Origin of the sequence: Gordonibacter sp. An230, from assembly GCF_002159915.1 — a bacterium.
Classification (GTDB): Bacteria; Actinomycetota; Coriobacteriia; order Coriobacteriales; family Eggerthellaceae; genus Rubneribacter.
The window spans coordinates 236,176-249,630 of record NZ_NFJP01000001.1 but is presented as its reverse complement, the minus strand read 5'-3'; the positions used below and the strand labels follow the sequence as shown (position 1 = coordinate 249,630).

The following is a 13,455-nucleotide window of genomic DNA, read 5'->3' as shown; positions in this document are numbered from 1 at the left end:
CGGGCACCCCATTCCGGCGAGCGTCTCCTGCGCGCCCTTTTATGCCCTCGCGCGTGCGCCCATGCGCGCCTGCGGCTCCGCAGCCCGATGGCACCTGCTGCGACCTGCGATCATCGTCGTGAGTGGCATCTGCTTTCGGACATCATGTTTAGAACATGATTCTCCTCCCAGCGCCAACATACAGAACTTCATCAGATGCGAAGCGTCCCGCCAACCCGTGAAAATGGACGAGGCGCTCGCAACGTCAGGCGCGCAGCCTTACCGCGAACGTCTTTGGAAAGCAGGCCGGAGTCGCACGCTCGCACGGCGACGCACCGCACGAGCGACCCATGGCAAACGACGCGCGGTCCACGCAGCACAATAAACCGCACATCGTCCGACCGGCATCGTCATCGTGCCTTGCGCGGCTTCGAACCGAGGAAGAAGGAGGAAGGAAGGTTATGGGACAGAAAAACGCCCGAGCAGGAATCTCCAGAAGGAGCTTCCTGCTCGGAAGCGGTCTTGCAGCCGCCACGGCAGCAAGCGCCGGACTCATCGGATGCGCACCCAAGCAGGCGGCCGAAACAAACGGCGCCGGCAACGCAGGACCGGACGCTGGCGCAAACGCGCAGTCCGCGCAAGGTGGCAACGTCTATCAATCCATCGCCGCACAGCTCAACGTGCAGGATTACGACTATCGCCAGAATTCCGGCGATCTATCGCACGTGCTTTCGCCGTGGAAGCTCGGCAACATGGAGTTCTCGAACCGCATCGTGAAGTCTGCGGCCGGCTCCAACTACGAGAACGGCGGCTGGGACGCATTCGTGGAGTACTACCGTCGCTTGGCTGCAGGCGGCACCGAAATGATCTGGGTGGAGAACTTTTGCCATATTTTCCTGCCGTACAAAAACACCATCAACGGCAACATCGATGAGTTCACCGACGAGCAGGTAAAACAGCTCACCGACACCATCCATGCCGAAGGCGCCAAATGCGGCACCCAGACCGACATCATGGGATCGGCATTCTACACGATGGTCGTTGGGCGCGGCGGCCATGACGCCAGCCTCTTCACGCTCGACGAGATCGACTTCATGGTGGACTGCTACGTGGCAGCCGCCAAGAAGTTCAAGGCATGGGGATTCGACGCCTGGGAGCTCAATTGCGCTGGCAACAACCAGACCCAATGGTTCTTCTCAAGGTCGCGCAACCATCGCGACGACGAATACGGCTCGCAGACGTTCGAGAACCGCGTGCGCTTTATCGGCCGCATCATCGAGGCCGTGAGGGCGGAGGTGGGCGAAGATTTTCCCATCCAAGTGCTTCTCGACGCCATCAACGAAAACGACCTGAACATCGGGGAGAACGCCGAGTTCAACACAGTCGAAGACAACATCGAGATCGCCAAAGAGCTTGAGAAAGCGGGCGTTTCCAGCCTCCATGTGCGCCTTGGACCCCAAGAGCAGCATGCAACCCAGTTCTTGGGCGACCTCTACTTCGATACCCGCGGGGGCATCGGCTCAACGAGCTTCGGCGGCCAGTTCGACTTCTCTCGCCACTTCCAAGGCAAGCTCGTAGCCAATCACGACGGCTGCGGCCTCATGCTCAACCTATCCAAGATGTTCACCGAGGCCGTGAGCATCCCTGTCGGCACGGTCACTTACCTCGACCCCGCGCATGCGCCCGACTTCATCGACAAGGCTATTGCCGACGGCATGGTCGACTTCCTTATGATCAACCGTCCGCTCACCGTCGACAACCAGTACGTGAACAAGCTCAAAGAGGGGCGCATCGACGAGATCCGTCCGTGCACTCGCTGCTGCCATTGCTGGAACGACACCGTCAAGGGCGATCCCTACACCACCGAGGGCTTCGGCGGCCAATGTTATTGCTGCCGCATCGACCCCATCCGCGACAACGTCGGCCAAGAGGAAAAGGGAATGCCAGGCTGGTTCGATCCGCCCGAGGGCGACGGCGAGAAGAACGTCATGGTGGTTGGCGCCGGCCCTGCCGGCATGGAGGCGGCGCGCATCGCGGCCGAACGAGGCTACGCAGTCACCCTTTACGACAGGAAATCGTCCACAGGCGGCCTGCTCAGCTTTGCCGCAGCCATCAAAGGCCCGCATCAAAACCTCGAAGACTACAGTTCGTGGAGCCGCGCCGACCTTGAGCGCAAAGGCGTGAATATCGTCACCGGACAGGAAGTGGACGCCGCATTCATCAAAGAGCAAGCCCCCGACGTGGTCGTCCTCGCCTTGGGTGGCAAACGCGACACGCTGGGAATCGAAGGCGATGACGCCACCAACATCATCTCCATCGACGACATCGTGAACAAGGCCGACCAGATAGGCCAGAACGTCACCATCGTCGGCGGCAACCTGCAGGCGATCGATGTGGCAGCCTATCTGATGGAACAAGGCAAGCACGTGAGCATCGTCACGCCCGAAAGCGCAAGCATGCTCGCGAAAGGGCAGTCCATCTGGTGCAAGCGCTTCGCCTTGCCCATTCTGTACGCCCACGGCATGAAGGTGTGGCAGGAATCCGAGCTCGCAAGCGCCGGCGGCGGCACCGCCACGGTGAAGACGAGCACGGGAACCGAGACGCCCTATGCCTGCGACACGGTCGTCGAGGCCATGGACATGCTTCCGAACAAGGATCTGCTTGACGAGCTTGACGGCATCGAAGCCTACGCGGTGGGCGACTGCGACGAGCCCTACAATATCGAGTACGCGGTCCGCGCCGGCAATTTCGTGGCACGCGCCATCTAGAACCGCGTCGTCCGATCCGTTGCAGCGACGGCCGGCCGTTGCTGTCGCGCAGAGAACCGATGCGGCCTTTCAACAACCCGCATGCACCAACGCGGTGGGCAGCACTCGCAACAGCCGACCCGCCCACCGCGTGCTGCGTTTCACGCAAGCCGACCGGCCGCTCCTTCGGCTTCGGTCTGAACGAAGGTCGAAGCGCCGATCGGCTCCTGCGCCGCAGAAAGCGCGACAAGGAAGAAGACGCGGAAAGCCGCCCTTCGCACGATGATCACGCGATTCTCATTCCGTTCCGAACACCCTCTCGCGGCCCGGTCCTCCTTGCATCCGCAGCATTTAGGAAAAGTCCGCTTCGTTTGCGAAGCATCGTCGCCACGCGCAAGCACGGCGCTGCCACGCTTACGCCAACGCCATGCAGAGCCTCCGCATCGTGTTGGCATCGCATTCTGCCAGCATCCGGCAGCGCCGCAAGCGCACACAACGACACCGCGGGCGACGCGAGAAGCAATCGAAACCTCTCGCTGAGGCGAAGCGAGGAAAACGAGATGCCGCGAGCACCTTCACCTCGAGAACGCTTCGAACAAATCGATGAGATCCTGCTGCTTGTGCACATCGGTCTTGCGGTAGATATTCGAGATGTGCGTGCCCGCCGTACCCTTCGAGATGGTGAGCCGATCGGCGATCACCCTGAGGGTGCGTCCCTTCGCCAAAAGCCCCATCACTTCCGTTTCGCGTTCGGTCAAACCGTACGCTGCCGCGAACAGGCGGCATCGTTCGGCGAACGCCTCCCCTTCGGCGCGCTCGTCGTCAGAGAGGCGCAGCGACCCCTCGAAAAGACGCACCTGATCTTCAGGGAGGACGACGAAGGCGATCACCACCAGCACTACGACGCACACCAGGCCAACGAAAGCCGCAGCCGTTCCGGCAACGGGCGCAAGCGAATAGCTCAGCGCTTTGCCCGCAAGCATGGACAGATACGTCACTGCAGCGTAGAGACCGAAATAGCGGGCAGGGGCGGCGGACACCTTAGCGGCGTACGATGTGAGAACCCATGCAGTCAGGTTGATCGATTCGTAGCCCACCCCGACCAAAAACACTGCGAAAAACGACGAAGCGGGAACGGAGGCCAGCGGCAACGCCAGCAACACGAAACCTGCGCCCGCGCAAGGGAGCGCGAATCGATAGAACAGCGATAAATCACGGCTCCTCGTTTTCATGCCCACGAACACGACCATAAGAACGGCAGCCACGATATGGCTCGAGAACAACGCAAGGCTCGAGAACAATACGCCCGTATAGCTAGAAAGCGAGAACGCATCGCATCCGCGCGAAACGATGCCGAACAAAAAAACTGCCAGCATGAGGCGCAAAAACCGCCCCGTGCTCCCGTCTTTCGCCCCCACCGAACCCGAACAGCCCGCCCCAGTCGGAACGCTGGACGAGGCTGCCCCAACCGGCGGCGACGCCCCTGCCCCAAAGCCGCCAAAACGCCCTTCCAGCGAATCTTTGAGCAGCAGGTTCGAAAGCAGCTGCAGCGCAAGCACGACAGCCGCTTGGGCCGCAATCGGAAACGAGCCGACGCCGGCCAAAAGCGAAAGCAGCGCCACCGCCGAAGCCACCACCGTGGCGAGCGAGATGATGCGCACATAGCTCGCTTTGGAAAACGCAAGGGTGGCCAGACCGTACGAACAGTGCAGAAGTCCGCACAACACACCGCCCACCACGCAGCACGCCGCCGAAGCGGCCACGCCGGGAACCGCGACCGCGACGAACAGGCCGCATGAGGAAAGAACGAGGAGCACGTCCCTGCCGAAGAACATCAGACGGATGTGGCGTTGGGAAACGAACGCACCCAAAAGCGCGCCTCCCGCACCCCCTATCAAAAACAGCCCTGCCGGCAGCGCGCTACCGAATCCGAAGGAGGGCACACCGAAGTAGGTGAGCATGGCGATGAGCCATCCGTGGAACAGGCCAAACCCTATGGCGAGCCGCATTTCGGCAAGCGAGGGCAAGCGAAAAGCCTCGCCCGACGCGCCCCGCATTCCCTGCATTTCCTCCATCGATCCTTCTCCTGCGTTGCAGCAAGCCCTCAATGGCCAGTTCGGTTTCTCCCCTCGCGACTATCGCGGCACGATCAAAACATTGTACCAAGGAGCGTGCTTCGAAGAAAACGGAAGGCGTCGAATGAGGGAAACGCCGCGTTTCTGCGATACTATGCGCAACGCGAGATACGCGCGAGATGCGCTCAGGAAGCGCGAACGCAGCATGCGACCCTTTCCCAAAACCGCCAAGGAGGCGAGAAGTCGATGACACGGGAGAACGTCATGGCACGAGAGAACGTCAATTCTTGCTCTCCGAGAGCAGCATGCGTCGCAGTGCGCATCGCGTTCGCCGTCGTGTTCGCCATCAATGTGCAATGCGCTGTGTCGTTCGTGCTGTGGCCAGAGTCGTTCGCCGCGGCTTATGAGCTTTCGGGCGTTGCCGGAAACGTCGCGGTTCAGGGCCTCGGCGTGGCCTTCCTTATGTGGAACGCTACTTATCCCGCCGTCATCGCGCAACCGAGCAGGTTTCGCCCCCTTGCCGTAGTGGCGGTCTTGCAGCAAGCGATCGGCCTGGTGGGCGAGTCGTGCATACGTGCAGGGCTACCCGCCGGCCATGACATGCTCGCTGCGAGCATCGAGCGCTTCGTCATCTTCGACGCGGCCGGCCTTGCCCTCATGGCTGCTGCATTCGCCTGGCTGATCGTCGCCGAGCGGAAGGGCACGGTATCACTTGACATGACGACCAGCCCACAGAGACGGTGACGCGAAATCGGCTCGCGGAAAAGGATCCGGGGAATGCGCCGAGAGGCGCCCGCGCCGACCCGTCCGCTGCACCGACCAGCATCTGCGCCGCCCGCGCCTACGGCTGGCGCGGCACGAGGAGAAGCCCCTCCCGGTCGAAACGACGTCGAAGCCGTGTGCGCATACGAAGCGGAAGGCGAGCCTCACGCGCCGCGAAACGCGTTCGCCAGCGTTATAAGCTCCTGGCGCTCGTGGACACCCACTTTCTGGTAGATATGGCGCACATGTGTCTTAGCCGTGTTCGTGCTGATGTAGAGCGTCTCTTTGATGTACGGGATGCTGCGGCCCCTCAACAGCAGGGCAAGAACTTCCCGCTCACGCTGCGTCAGACCGAACGCCTCAGCCAGCAACGCCGCCTTGCGCGACGCCGAATCCGCCGAGCCGCCGTTCGCGGGAACGACCTCCCACAGAAACCGGTTGACGCTTTGCTCGCGAATGAAGTACATACCTGCGAACGTGAGCAACAGCACCTCGAGCGACACGAGATAAGGCAGGATCTCCTCATGCGTCCCCGCCGCGATGGATAGGGCGATCACATTGCCCGCCGCAACGCCCAGAAGCCCACCGGCCCGCAGAGCCAGCTGGCCGCATGCGAGGATGCGCACAGGCGGGTTCGTCGCATGCTTGGCCGCGTACACCGTCAACAGCGTCATGGCGTTCTCGGCCACGAACGAAGCCACGATCACCGCGACGCAGAAACATGCGAACCGACCCTCGAACGGCAGGATGAGGGAAAGAAAGCCAACGGCTGCGACGAGGATGGAAACGCGAAACAGCACCTCGAAATGGCAGTCCTTCGCGAACCGCAACGCCACCGCCATGACCGCGAACGTGAGGAAACGGCCCAAAACCGAAGTCTGCATGCCCAAGGCGTACGTGTTGTCGATCCCCGACAGCACGTTTTGGAATCCTGCTTGCGAGAAACTGAAACCGAAGCACAGCAGTGCCACTCCGATGCCGATAGGAGCAAACTGCCTGAGCAGTACGGCACGCCACGGCTTGGCCTGAAAGGACGCGCCTTCCACATCCCGCCGCAGCCAAGCCCGCCGAAAACCGGCCAGGCACAAAAACGGAAGGAGCACCAAGATCATGAACGCCGAATCGAGGGGAATGGGGCTCATGACCAGCGCGCAAACAGCGTCGACTCCTATCTTGGCCAACATGACCGTCTTAACTTTGCCGAACTCCATCGACACGAACAACTCGCTCCACAACAACCAAAACAACTCGATGCCAACGCCGCAGAGCGCCGATCCTGCCACCAGCAAAACGAAGCTGGGAATCCAGCCGTTCGCCGCGCATGTCGCGAACAGAATGCCGAAGCTCAGCGACGCCGCCGCGCACATCGCCGCGACAGGATGCGAGCCGAGCGACGCAACGCGCCGTGCCAAGGCAACCAGCGCGGCATCAGTGAGGAACCGCGAGACCATGATGGTGGTTACCAGCACCTGCATGGCCGAGACGGCGCCGTCGGTCGATCCGATGGTAATATGAAGATTGACCGCAAGGGTCATCCACACCCTCGTCAACGCAAATGAAACCGCTCCCGCAGGGACGACGAGCGCAATCCCCCGTGCGAACCCCCTCGCCACGCGCGAACCTTCTTTGGCATATCCCCACATGAAACCCCCTCACTCGAAACGGATGACGTCCGTCCGGCCGGATTTTAGCACGGTGCGTGCGATGCTCTTTCGCACGACGGTGCGGCACACTTCGATCTCGGCGGGACGGCGTCCGAACGCAAGGAGGAGACGATACTTCGCAAGCATCGATCTTCGCATAGACGACGTCGGCCCGTCAATCGGAACTACGCGCGATGCGCTGCAGCAAAGGAGGTCAAGGATGAAAGACGTCGATCACAGCAAACCGCAAGAGCACGCCCAAAGGCTCACCCGCCGCGCATTCCTCGTCGGAGCGGGCGCGGCATGCGCAGGGCTGGGACTTGCCGCCTGCGCGCCCACATCTCCCGACGGCGCAGCGGACGCCAACTCGTCCGCCCAGACGCCCGACAGCTGGGATCACGAGGTGGATTTCCTCGTGATCGGATCGGGAACCGCAGCTATCGGAGCTCTCGCGGCAACCGAGGCTGACGGCTCCTCCGTCATGCTCATCGAGAAATCCGACGGAATGTTCGGCGGCACGTCCGCCACATCGGGCGGAGGGTTTTGGACCCCTATGAACAAGTGGCAGGCCGACGTCGACGTGAACGACAGCCGCGAGGCCGCCATATCCTACATCACCGGCTGCGGCGGCGGGCGCACCGACCAGGCCACGGTCGAGGCATTCGTGGACACGGCCCACGTCATGATGGAATGGCTGAGCGACACCACCGGCGTCGAGTTCGCCGTGGGAGGCGCCCACGACTACTACGACAACGTGGAAGGGTTCCTCGGTTACGGACGCAATTCCAAGGTGAAAAGCGGCAAGGCGGGAGACGTGTGGAACGCGATCCAGGCAAAACTGCAAGAGCGCGGCTGCGAGATCCTCATGGGAACAGCCTTGAGCGAGTTCTACACCGACGCCGAGGGCGGCGTCATCGGCGTCAAAGCGCTCCAAGGAAGCAAAGAGGTCAACATCAAAGCAGGTGCGGTGCTGATGGGCACCGGCGGATTCGACCACGATCCCGTCATGACGCGCGAGAACCTTCCCGCGCCCATCTTCTACACGAACGCCGCGCAAACGAACACCGGCGACGGCCATCGCGCCGCCAGTCGCATCAACGCAAAGCTCGGATTGATGAGCTTCGTCTGGGCCATGCCGAACTTCTTCCCTGGAAAGCCCGACGAGTTCGACCCCTCGGCGCTGGTGCAATTCGACATCGAGGGCAACGACTTCAACCGCTACCGCGGCTATCCGAACAGCATGATCGTGAACAGCCGAGGCCGTCGTTTCGGCGACGAGTCGGCCACATACCCCGTCTTCAACATGAGCATGCAGAACTACAGCTCCGACACGCTATCCTACGAGAACGTCCCCGCCTTCTTCATCTGCGACGCGACCTACGCCGAAACGTACGACCTTCCCGGCATGGACAAAAAGGATGCATCGTGGTTCGCATCGGCCGACTCCGTTGAAGAACTTGCGGAGAAGCTCGGCATCGACGCGGCCGGGCTAGCGGCCGAAGTGGCGAAGTTCAACGGCTACGCGCAAACCGGCGTGGACGAGGACTACCATCGTGGCGAGAAGGAGTCGAGCAAGAGCGCATGGCTCAAAAACATCGACCGACCCGACCTCGCAAACCCGATGATCGGCCCGCTTGAGACGCCGCCGTTTTACGGTGCAGTGTACCTGCCCGCCATGACCGGCACCGCAGGAGGCGTCAAAATCAATGAGAACGCCCAAGTCGTTGACAACGACGGCGAGGTGATCGCCGGGCTATACGCATGTGGCAACTGCACGGCGTCCATCGCAGGCGGCGCCTACCTCGGCGGAGGAGCCACGCTGTGCCCAGGCGGAACAATGGCCTACCGCGCCGCGCGACACGCGCTAGGCATCGCGTAATCGCCGCATGCCCCACGTCGCCGGGGTCGGACCCACGATGCATGTCCGACCCCGGCAATTGGCGAAAAGATCGCCGGAAGCTCGAATAGGCGCAGGAGCCCGAACCTTGGCCCCGCCGCCAAATCGAAACCGACACGAATCGGCGGCATCGAATTGTGGATCAAACCTCCTTGCGACCGGGCAAGGCAGGGACCTTTTTTTGACTTTAAATAGCAGGTCTTTTTTGGACGAGAAGCCCTCATAAACGTCGGCGGGACTTTTCTCGGAAGGCTTGCACGACCTCCGCCGATCTTGGTTTAACAGCGGAGCGATCCCGAATTGGCACTGATCGCGTCTTGTGCACAGGTTCCGACGCGCTCTCGGTCGCCTTTTCCAGAGTTTTCCCAGATGAAAATTCATCCTATCCGTCTTCATAGCGTTTTTCGAACAAAAATCTATGCACAAGACGCGATCTATGCCACTTTGGACAGCTCGTGCGCGCAGCATACTCCGCTCCTTTCGGGTTGGCAAGCGTTGCGCAAAGCGCAGCAGTAGACCACGCATGCGACAGAATCCGAGCATGCCCATCTGCGCAACAACGGTCGCAGGCCAGACGCACCCGCCCATCAGAAGCCATTTGCCGCATCCCCCGTTCGGCAGGAAAGGCAGCGCCCCTTGTCTCTCGCACGCTTCGCCGCCGGCCATGCGATGCGCGCAGCCGATAGGCAAACGCGCTCTCCGCCACACGTAGCCACTGCCCACGAATGCACTCGTCGCCGCTCCGGCATGGCCTCCGCATCATGATCCGGAACGTCTGTCGAGCTCGCGCACAGGCGGGCTCGAGACCAAATCGTCTTGTGATCGAGCCCACGAGAGCTTTCTCACCGCGCACGCCGACCGCACCAGCACAGCCCACGCATCCAGCCGTTCGCTCGCATTTAAAGCAGGGCATCGCATTCACGTGAAGCCCCTTCCCTCGTCGTTCTCGCACAACGCGCGCAAGCGTCATGCGCCACCGCATGGCCTCCAGAGCCTTCGACCTCGCCACCCTGCGGTCAACCGCCCTCGTTTTCTTCGAAGCACTCGATGCCTCATGGCCTGCAACGACCCGCGCAAAGCGCAACTCGCAATGGCTCGCAACGCACGACAGGTTTCGCAGCGGCATTTGGCCCACGACACATCGCGAAACCCGGAAACGACCGTGCAGCGCCTCAAGCATCCTCCCGCATCGCTGCTCACAGCATCCGCCCGCGATAACCACCGCTCGGCAGACGGAACCGACAACGAAAGGCCGACATTCACGCGCCCATCGTACGTGCCGCATGCTCGACATTCGCCTCGCTGACGCGGTCGCTGAACGCGCCGGCCGCTTGCGCGCCCGATGCGCACTCCACCTACCATCCGCAACGCATGGCGCGCTTTCGCCGAACGCGTGCGCGGTTTCCCTTGCATGGCGCCTTCCACCCTACGATACTGGCACCGAGATTCACGTTGCATTTGCAAAACGAAGAGAGAAGAGAGGAGGAAACGCATAACCACGCCCGGCCTTCATCTGCCGTTCATCGGCCGTTCGCACCACTTCGATGGCGCCAATGCGGAAGACCTCAAAGCCTTGCCCTCCTGCCTCGGCGCCCGCATGAGCGCGTTTCCCGAAGGATCGACCGTGCCGCATGGGCAATGCCCCCACGTGCACGAGGATGATGCCGGAGGGCGCGATGAGGATAGAGCGCGTCAGCGACCGGGGAAACCGCAGCGTCGTCGCATTCTTTGGATCAGGGAAGTCGTCCGCCGAGGCGCGCGCATGCAAACCAGGCCTGTCGCTCGACGTCGACGCGGCTGCTACGGGCGACGCGCTCGTGCTGTTCCTCGATGCGGAATGCGCCACCACGATGCACCCGACATCGTGCGCGTTTCACATGCGGCTCATCCGCAGCCCGCTCGGCCTCGTCGCAAAGCGAGCCGCACCCACGCGCGCAGGATCGAACACGTTTCGAAGCGCGCCACGAGCGCGAAGCTGCTGTCGCACCTATCGGTACAAGCTGTGTTCGAAGGCTCGAGCCGCTTCTCCATCCCGCTCGACCGCCGGGAGCTGGCCGATCACCCATTCATCGACCGCAGCTCCACATACGCCGAGCACTCGCGACACGAAGGGCGACAACCTCGTTGACTTCCATAAGAACCGGTTTGAGATAGCCCGAAGGAGCATCCCATGATACGTCCAAACGCCGCTGCGTTCCTCATCATCGACATGCAGCACGGCTTCGTCGACCCGTCCTCAGCGTTGTGCGTGGCCGGAGCAGCCGCCACAGTGCCCGCATGCTCGCGCGCGCTTGACAAGGCGCGCAAAGCGGGCATGCCCGTGTTTCACATCATACGCGAGTATGCCGAGGACGGCTCCGATGTTGAAACCACGCGTCGCGCCACTTGGATTGCAGGTGGCAAGCCGCTCTCGCGCGCGTGCGCGAGCCCGCGATCGCTGGCAGAAATGGAACCGCTCGCGCCCCAAGGGAGCGACCGAGTGATCGTCAAACCGCGTTTCTCGGCGTTCTTCGGCACGCAGCTCGACCTCGTTCTGCGACGCATGGGCGTGAGCACGGTGGTTCTCGCAGGCACTACGACGCCCAACTGCATCCGCACCACCTGCTACGACGCGCTTTCGCTCGACTACAACGTGGTCGTCGTAGAAGACTGCACGTCGTCGCGCACGCCTCAAGTGCAAGCCGCCAACATCGAGGACATGCGCCATGTGGGCGCTTACATCCTCTCCTGCGATGCATTCTGCGAGCGAGGACTTGCCGACGTCCCCGACATCGCGGCCGAAGCCCGCGCAGCATGCCACGCCAGTCAAGGAACGTCTCGATGATCGTTGAGATCTTTTCGCTCGACGACCCGCGGCTCGACGCGTACGCACGGCTGACCGAAGCGCAGCTGCGCAGCAAGTTGGAACCTGAGCGAGCGTTGTTCATCGCAGAATCCGGCAAGGTGATCGAACGCGCTCTCGCAGGCGGCATGGAACCGCTGTCGCTGCTCATGGAAGCGAAATGGCTTTCCCCGATGCAACCGCTCATCGACGAGGTGGCCGCGCGATGGGGCGACGAGGTGCCCGTGTTCGTGGCCCCTCACGACGAATTGGCGAAGCTTACGGGTTTCGAACTGACGCGCGGGGCGCTCGGCGCGTTCCGTCGCCCGCCCCTGCCCAGCGTCGCCGAAGTTGTGCGCGGCGCGCGGCGCATAACCGTGCTGGAGGACATCACGAACCACACGAACGTGGGCGCCATTTTCCGCTCGGCTGCGGCGCTTGGCGTGGATGCCGTGCTCGTGACGCCAGCCTGCTACGACCCGTTGTACCGTCGGGCTGTCCGCGTGTCGATGGGGACCGTGTTCCAAGTGCCGTGGACGCGCATCGGAACGGAGGGAGAGACTCGCGCGACAAGCGCAAGCGGCTGGGCAGCCGAGGGCGTTCCGCTTCTGCACGCGCTCGGGTTCAAAACGGTGGCCATGGCGCTGACCGACGAGTCCGTGCCCCTCGACGACCCCGCCCTCAACGCCGAAGAGCGCTTGGCCATCGTGCTGGGCACCGAAGGCGACGGCCTCGCGCACGATACGATTGCGCGCTGCGACTACACCGCTCGCATCCCCATGGCCCGCGGCGTGGACTCCCTCAACGTGGCGGCCGCGAGCGCCGTGGCTTTCTGGCAGCTGAGAGCGTAGGGGCGCCGAAAAGCCGGCCGGCACCGTTTGCGACGCGTTTTCCCTCAGACAGAAGGAGGGAGGAGTTCGCGAGCGACCGTGCCCCGAAGCGGCATGGTCGCTTGCGAGCCCAACACAAGCTGGCATGCAAGCCGCGTTTTGCAAGATGCCCATCACCAGGCAGAACGACAAGCAAGTGGATCGGCTCATCGATCGACGCTTCAACCGCTCCGTCGGCACCTCGGCTTCGCCAATCGACGTTTCGGCAGACCCATCAGCCTCTTGGCCAACGTCACTCAACTGACTGCGGAGATAAGAGGCAACGGAACGAAAGCGGCGATCCGTGGCAGGAAATGACGGAAAACCGCCATCCGGAAAAGGCTGCGGCGAGAAAACGGAGAGACGGCCCTTTTCCCTGGCAAGCGCATCGACTTGTTTTTGGTCGAGCAGAAGGCGTCCAGCGCGAACGCAGTTTTCCGTCATTTCCCGCCGCGAAAAGCGCCCGCCAGCGCGCCAAGAGCTGCCAGATCCGCGCTCGCTCGCACACCCGCCAAAGCCGCCGAGCCTCATGCGTCACAGCGGCCCGGCAGAGAACGGAAAACGGCGACGACCCCAAAGCGACAAGGAACTGCAAGCCTTCCGAGAGCGAAGCGCCGCCTCATTCCTTGTCGCGCTATGCGACCCTCTCGAGGAAACGCCTG

The 13,455-nt window shown here is 62.4% G+C and carries 7 protein-coding genes; 5 read left to right on the top strand and 2 right to left on the bottom strand.

Going from position 1 to position 13,455, the window contains the following annotated elements; translation table 11 throughout:
• Nucleotides 1-440 precede the first annotated feature (440 nt).
• On the top strand, nt 441-2,747 hold the full coding sequence (locus tag B5F40_RS00890; protein WP_087192488.1) for an oxidoreductase: 2,307 nt from the start codon (nt 441-443) through the stop codon (nt 2,745-2,747).
• 554 nt (nt 2,748-3,301) lie between these two features.
• Here B5F40_RS00890 and B5F40_RS00885 read toward each other — a convergent pair.
• Entirely contained in the window at nt 3,302-4,801 is a 1,500-nt protein-coding gene (locus B5F40_RS00885; RefSeq protein WP_087192487.1) for a helix-turn-helix transcriptional regulator, read from the bottom strand.
• Between the two features lie 246 nt (nt 4,802-5,047).
• On the opposite strand from B5F40_RS00885, the gene B5F40_RS00880 reads away from it, so the two are divergent.
• Complete coding sequence (locus tag B5F40_RS00880; RefSeq protein ID WP_239442826.1) at nt 5,048-5,545, top strand: hypothetical protein; 498 nt, start codon at nt 5,048-5,050, stop codon at nt 5,543-5,545.
• A gap of 182 nt (nt 5,546-5,727) precedes the next feature.
• On the opposite strand, the gene B5F40_RS00875 is transcribed toward B5F40_RS00880, so the two are convergent.
• Nucleotides 5,728-7,176 carry a response regulator transcription factor gene (locus tag B5F40_RS00875; protein ID WP_162610835.1) on the bottom strand — a complete coding sequence of 483 codons (1,449 nt, stop codon included), beginning with the start codon at nt 7,174-7,176 and terminating at the stop codon, nt 5,728-5,730.
• A 250-nt stretch (nt 7,177-7,426) separates the two neighbouring features.
• Here B5F40_RS00875 and B5F40_RS00870 point away from each other — a divergent pair, with 250 nt between their 5' ends.
• From B5F40_RS00870 to B5F40_RS00855, 3 genes are all read left to right on the top strand, one after another.
• The gene (locus B5F40_RS00870) at nt 7,427-9,085 is read left to right on the top strand and encodes an FAD-dependent oxidoreductase (protein ID WP_162610843.1); all 1,659 of its coding nucleotides are present in this window, start codon (nt 7,427-7,429) and stop codon (nt 9,083-9,085) included.
• 2,188 nt (nt 9,086-11,273) lie between these two features.
• Nucleotides 11,274-11,927, top strand: a complete 654-nt coding sequence (locus tag B5F40_RS00860) for a cysteine hydrolase family protein (protein WP_087192484.1) — start codon at nt 11,274-11,276, stop codon at nt 11,925-11,927.
• Nucleotides 11,924-12,775, top strand: coding sequence for a TrmH family RNA methyltransferase (locus B5F40_RS00855; protein ID WP_087192483.1), 852 nt, complete (start codon nt 11,924-11,926; stop codon nt 12,773-12,775). The genes B5F40_RS00860 and B5F40_RS00855 overlap by 4 nt, the downstream gene beginning before the upstream one ends.
• The last annotated feature ends 680 nt before the right edge of the window (nt 12,776-13,455 follow it).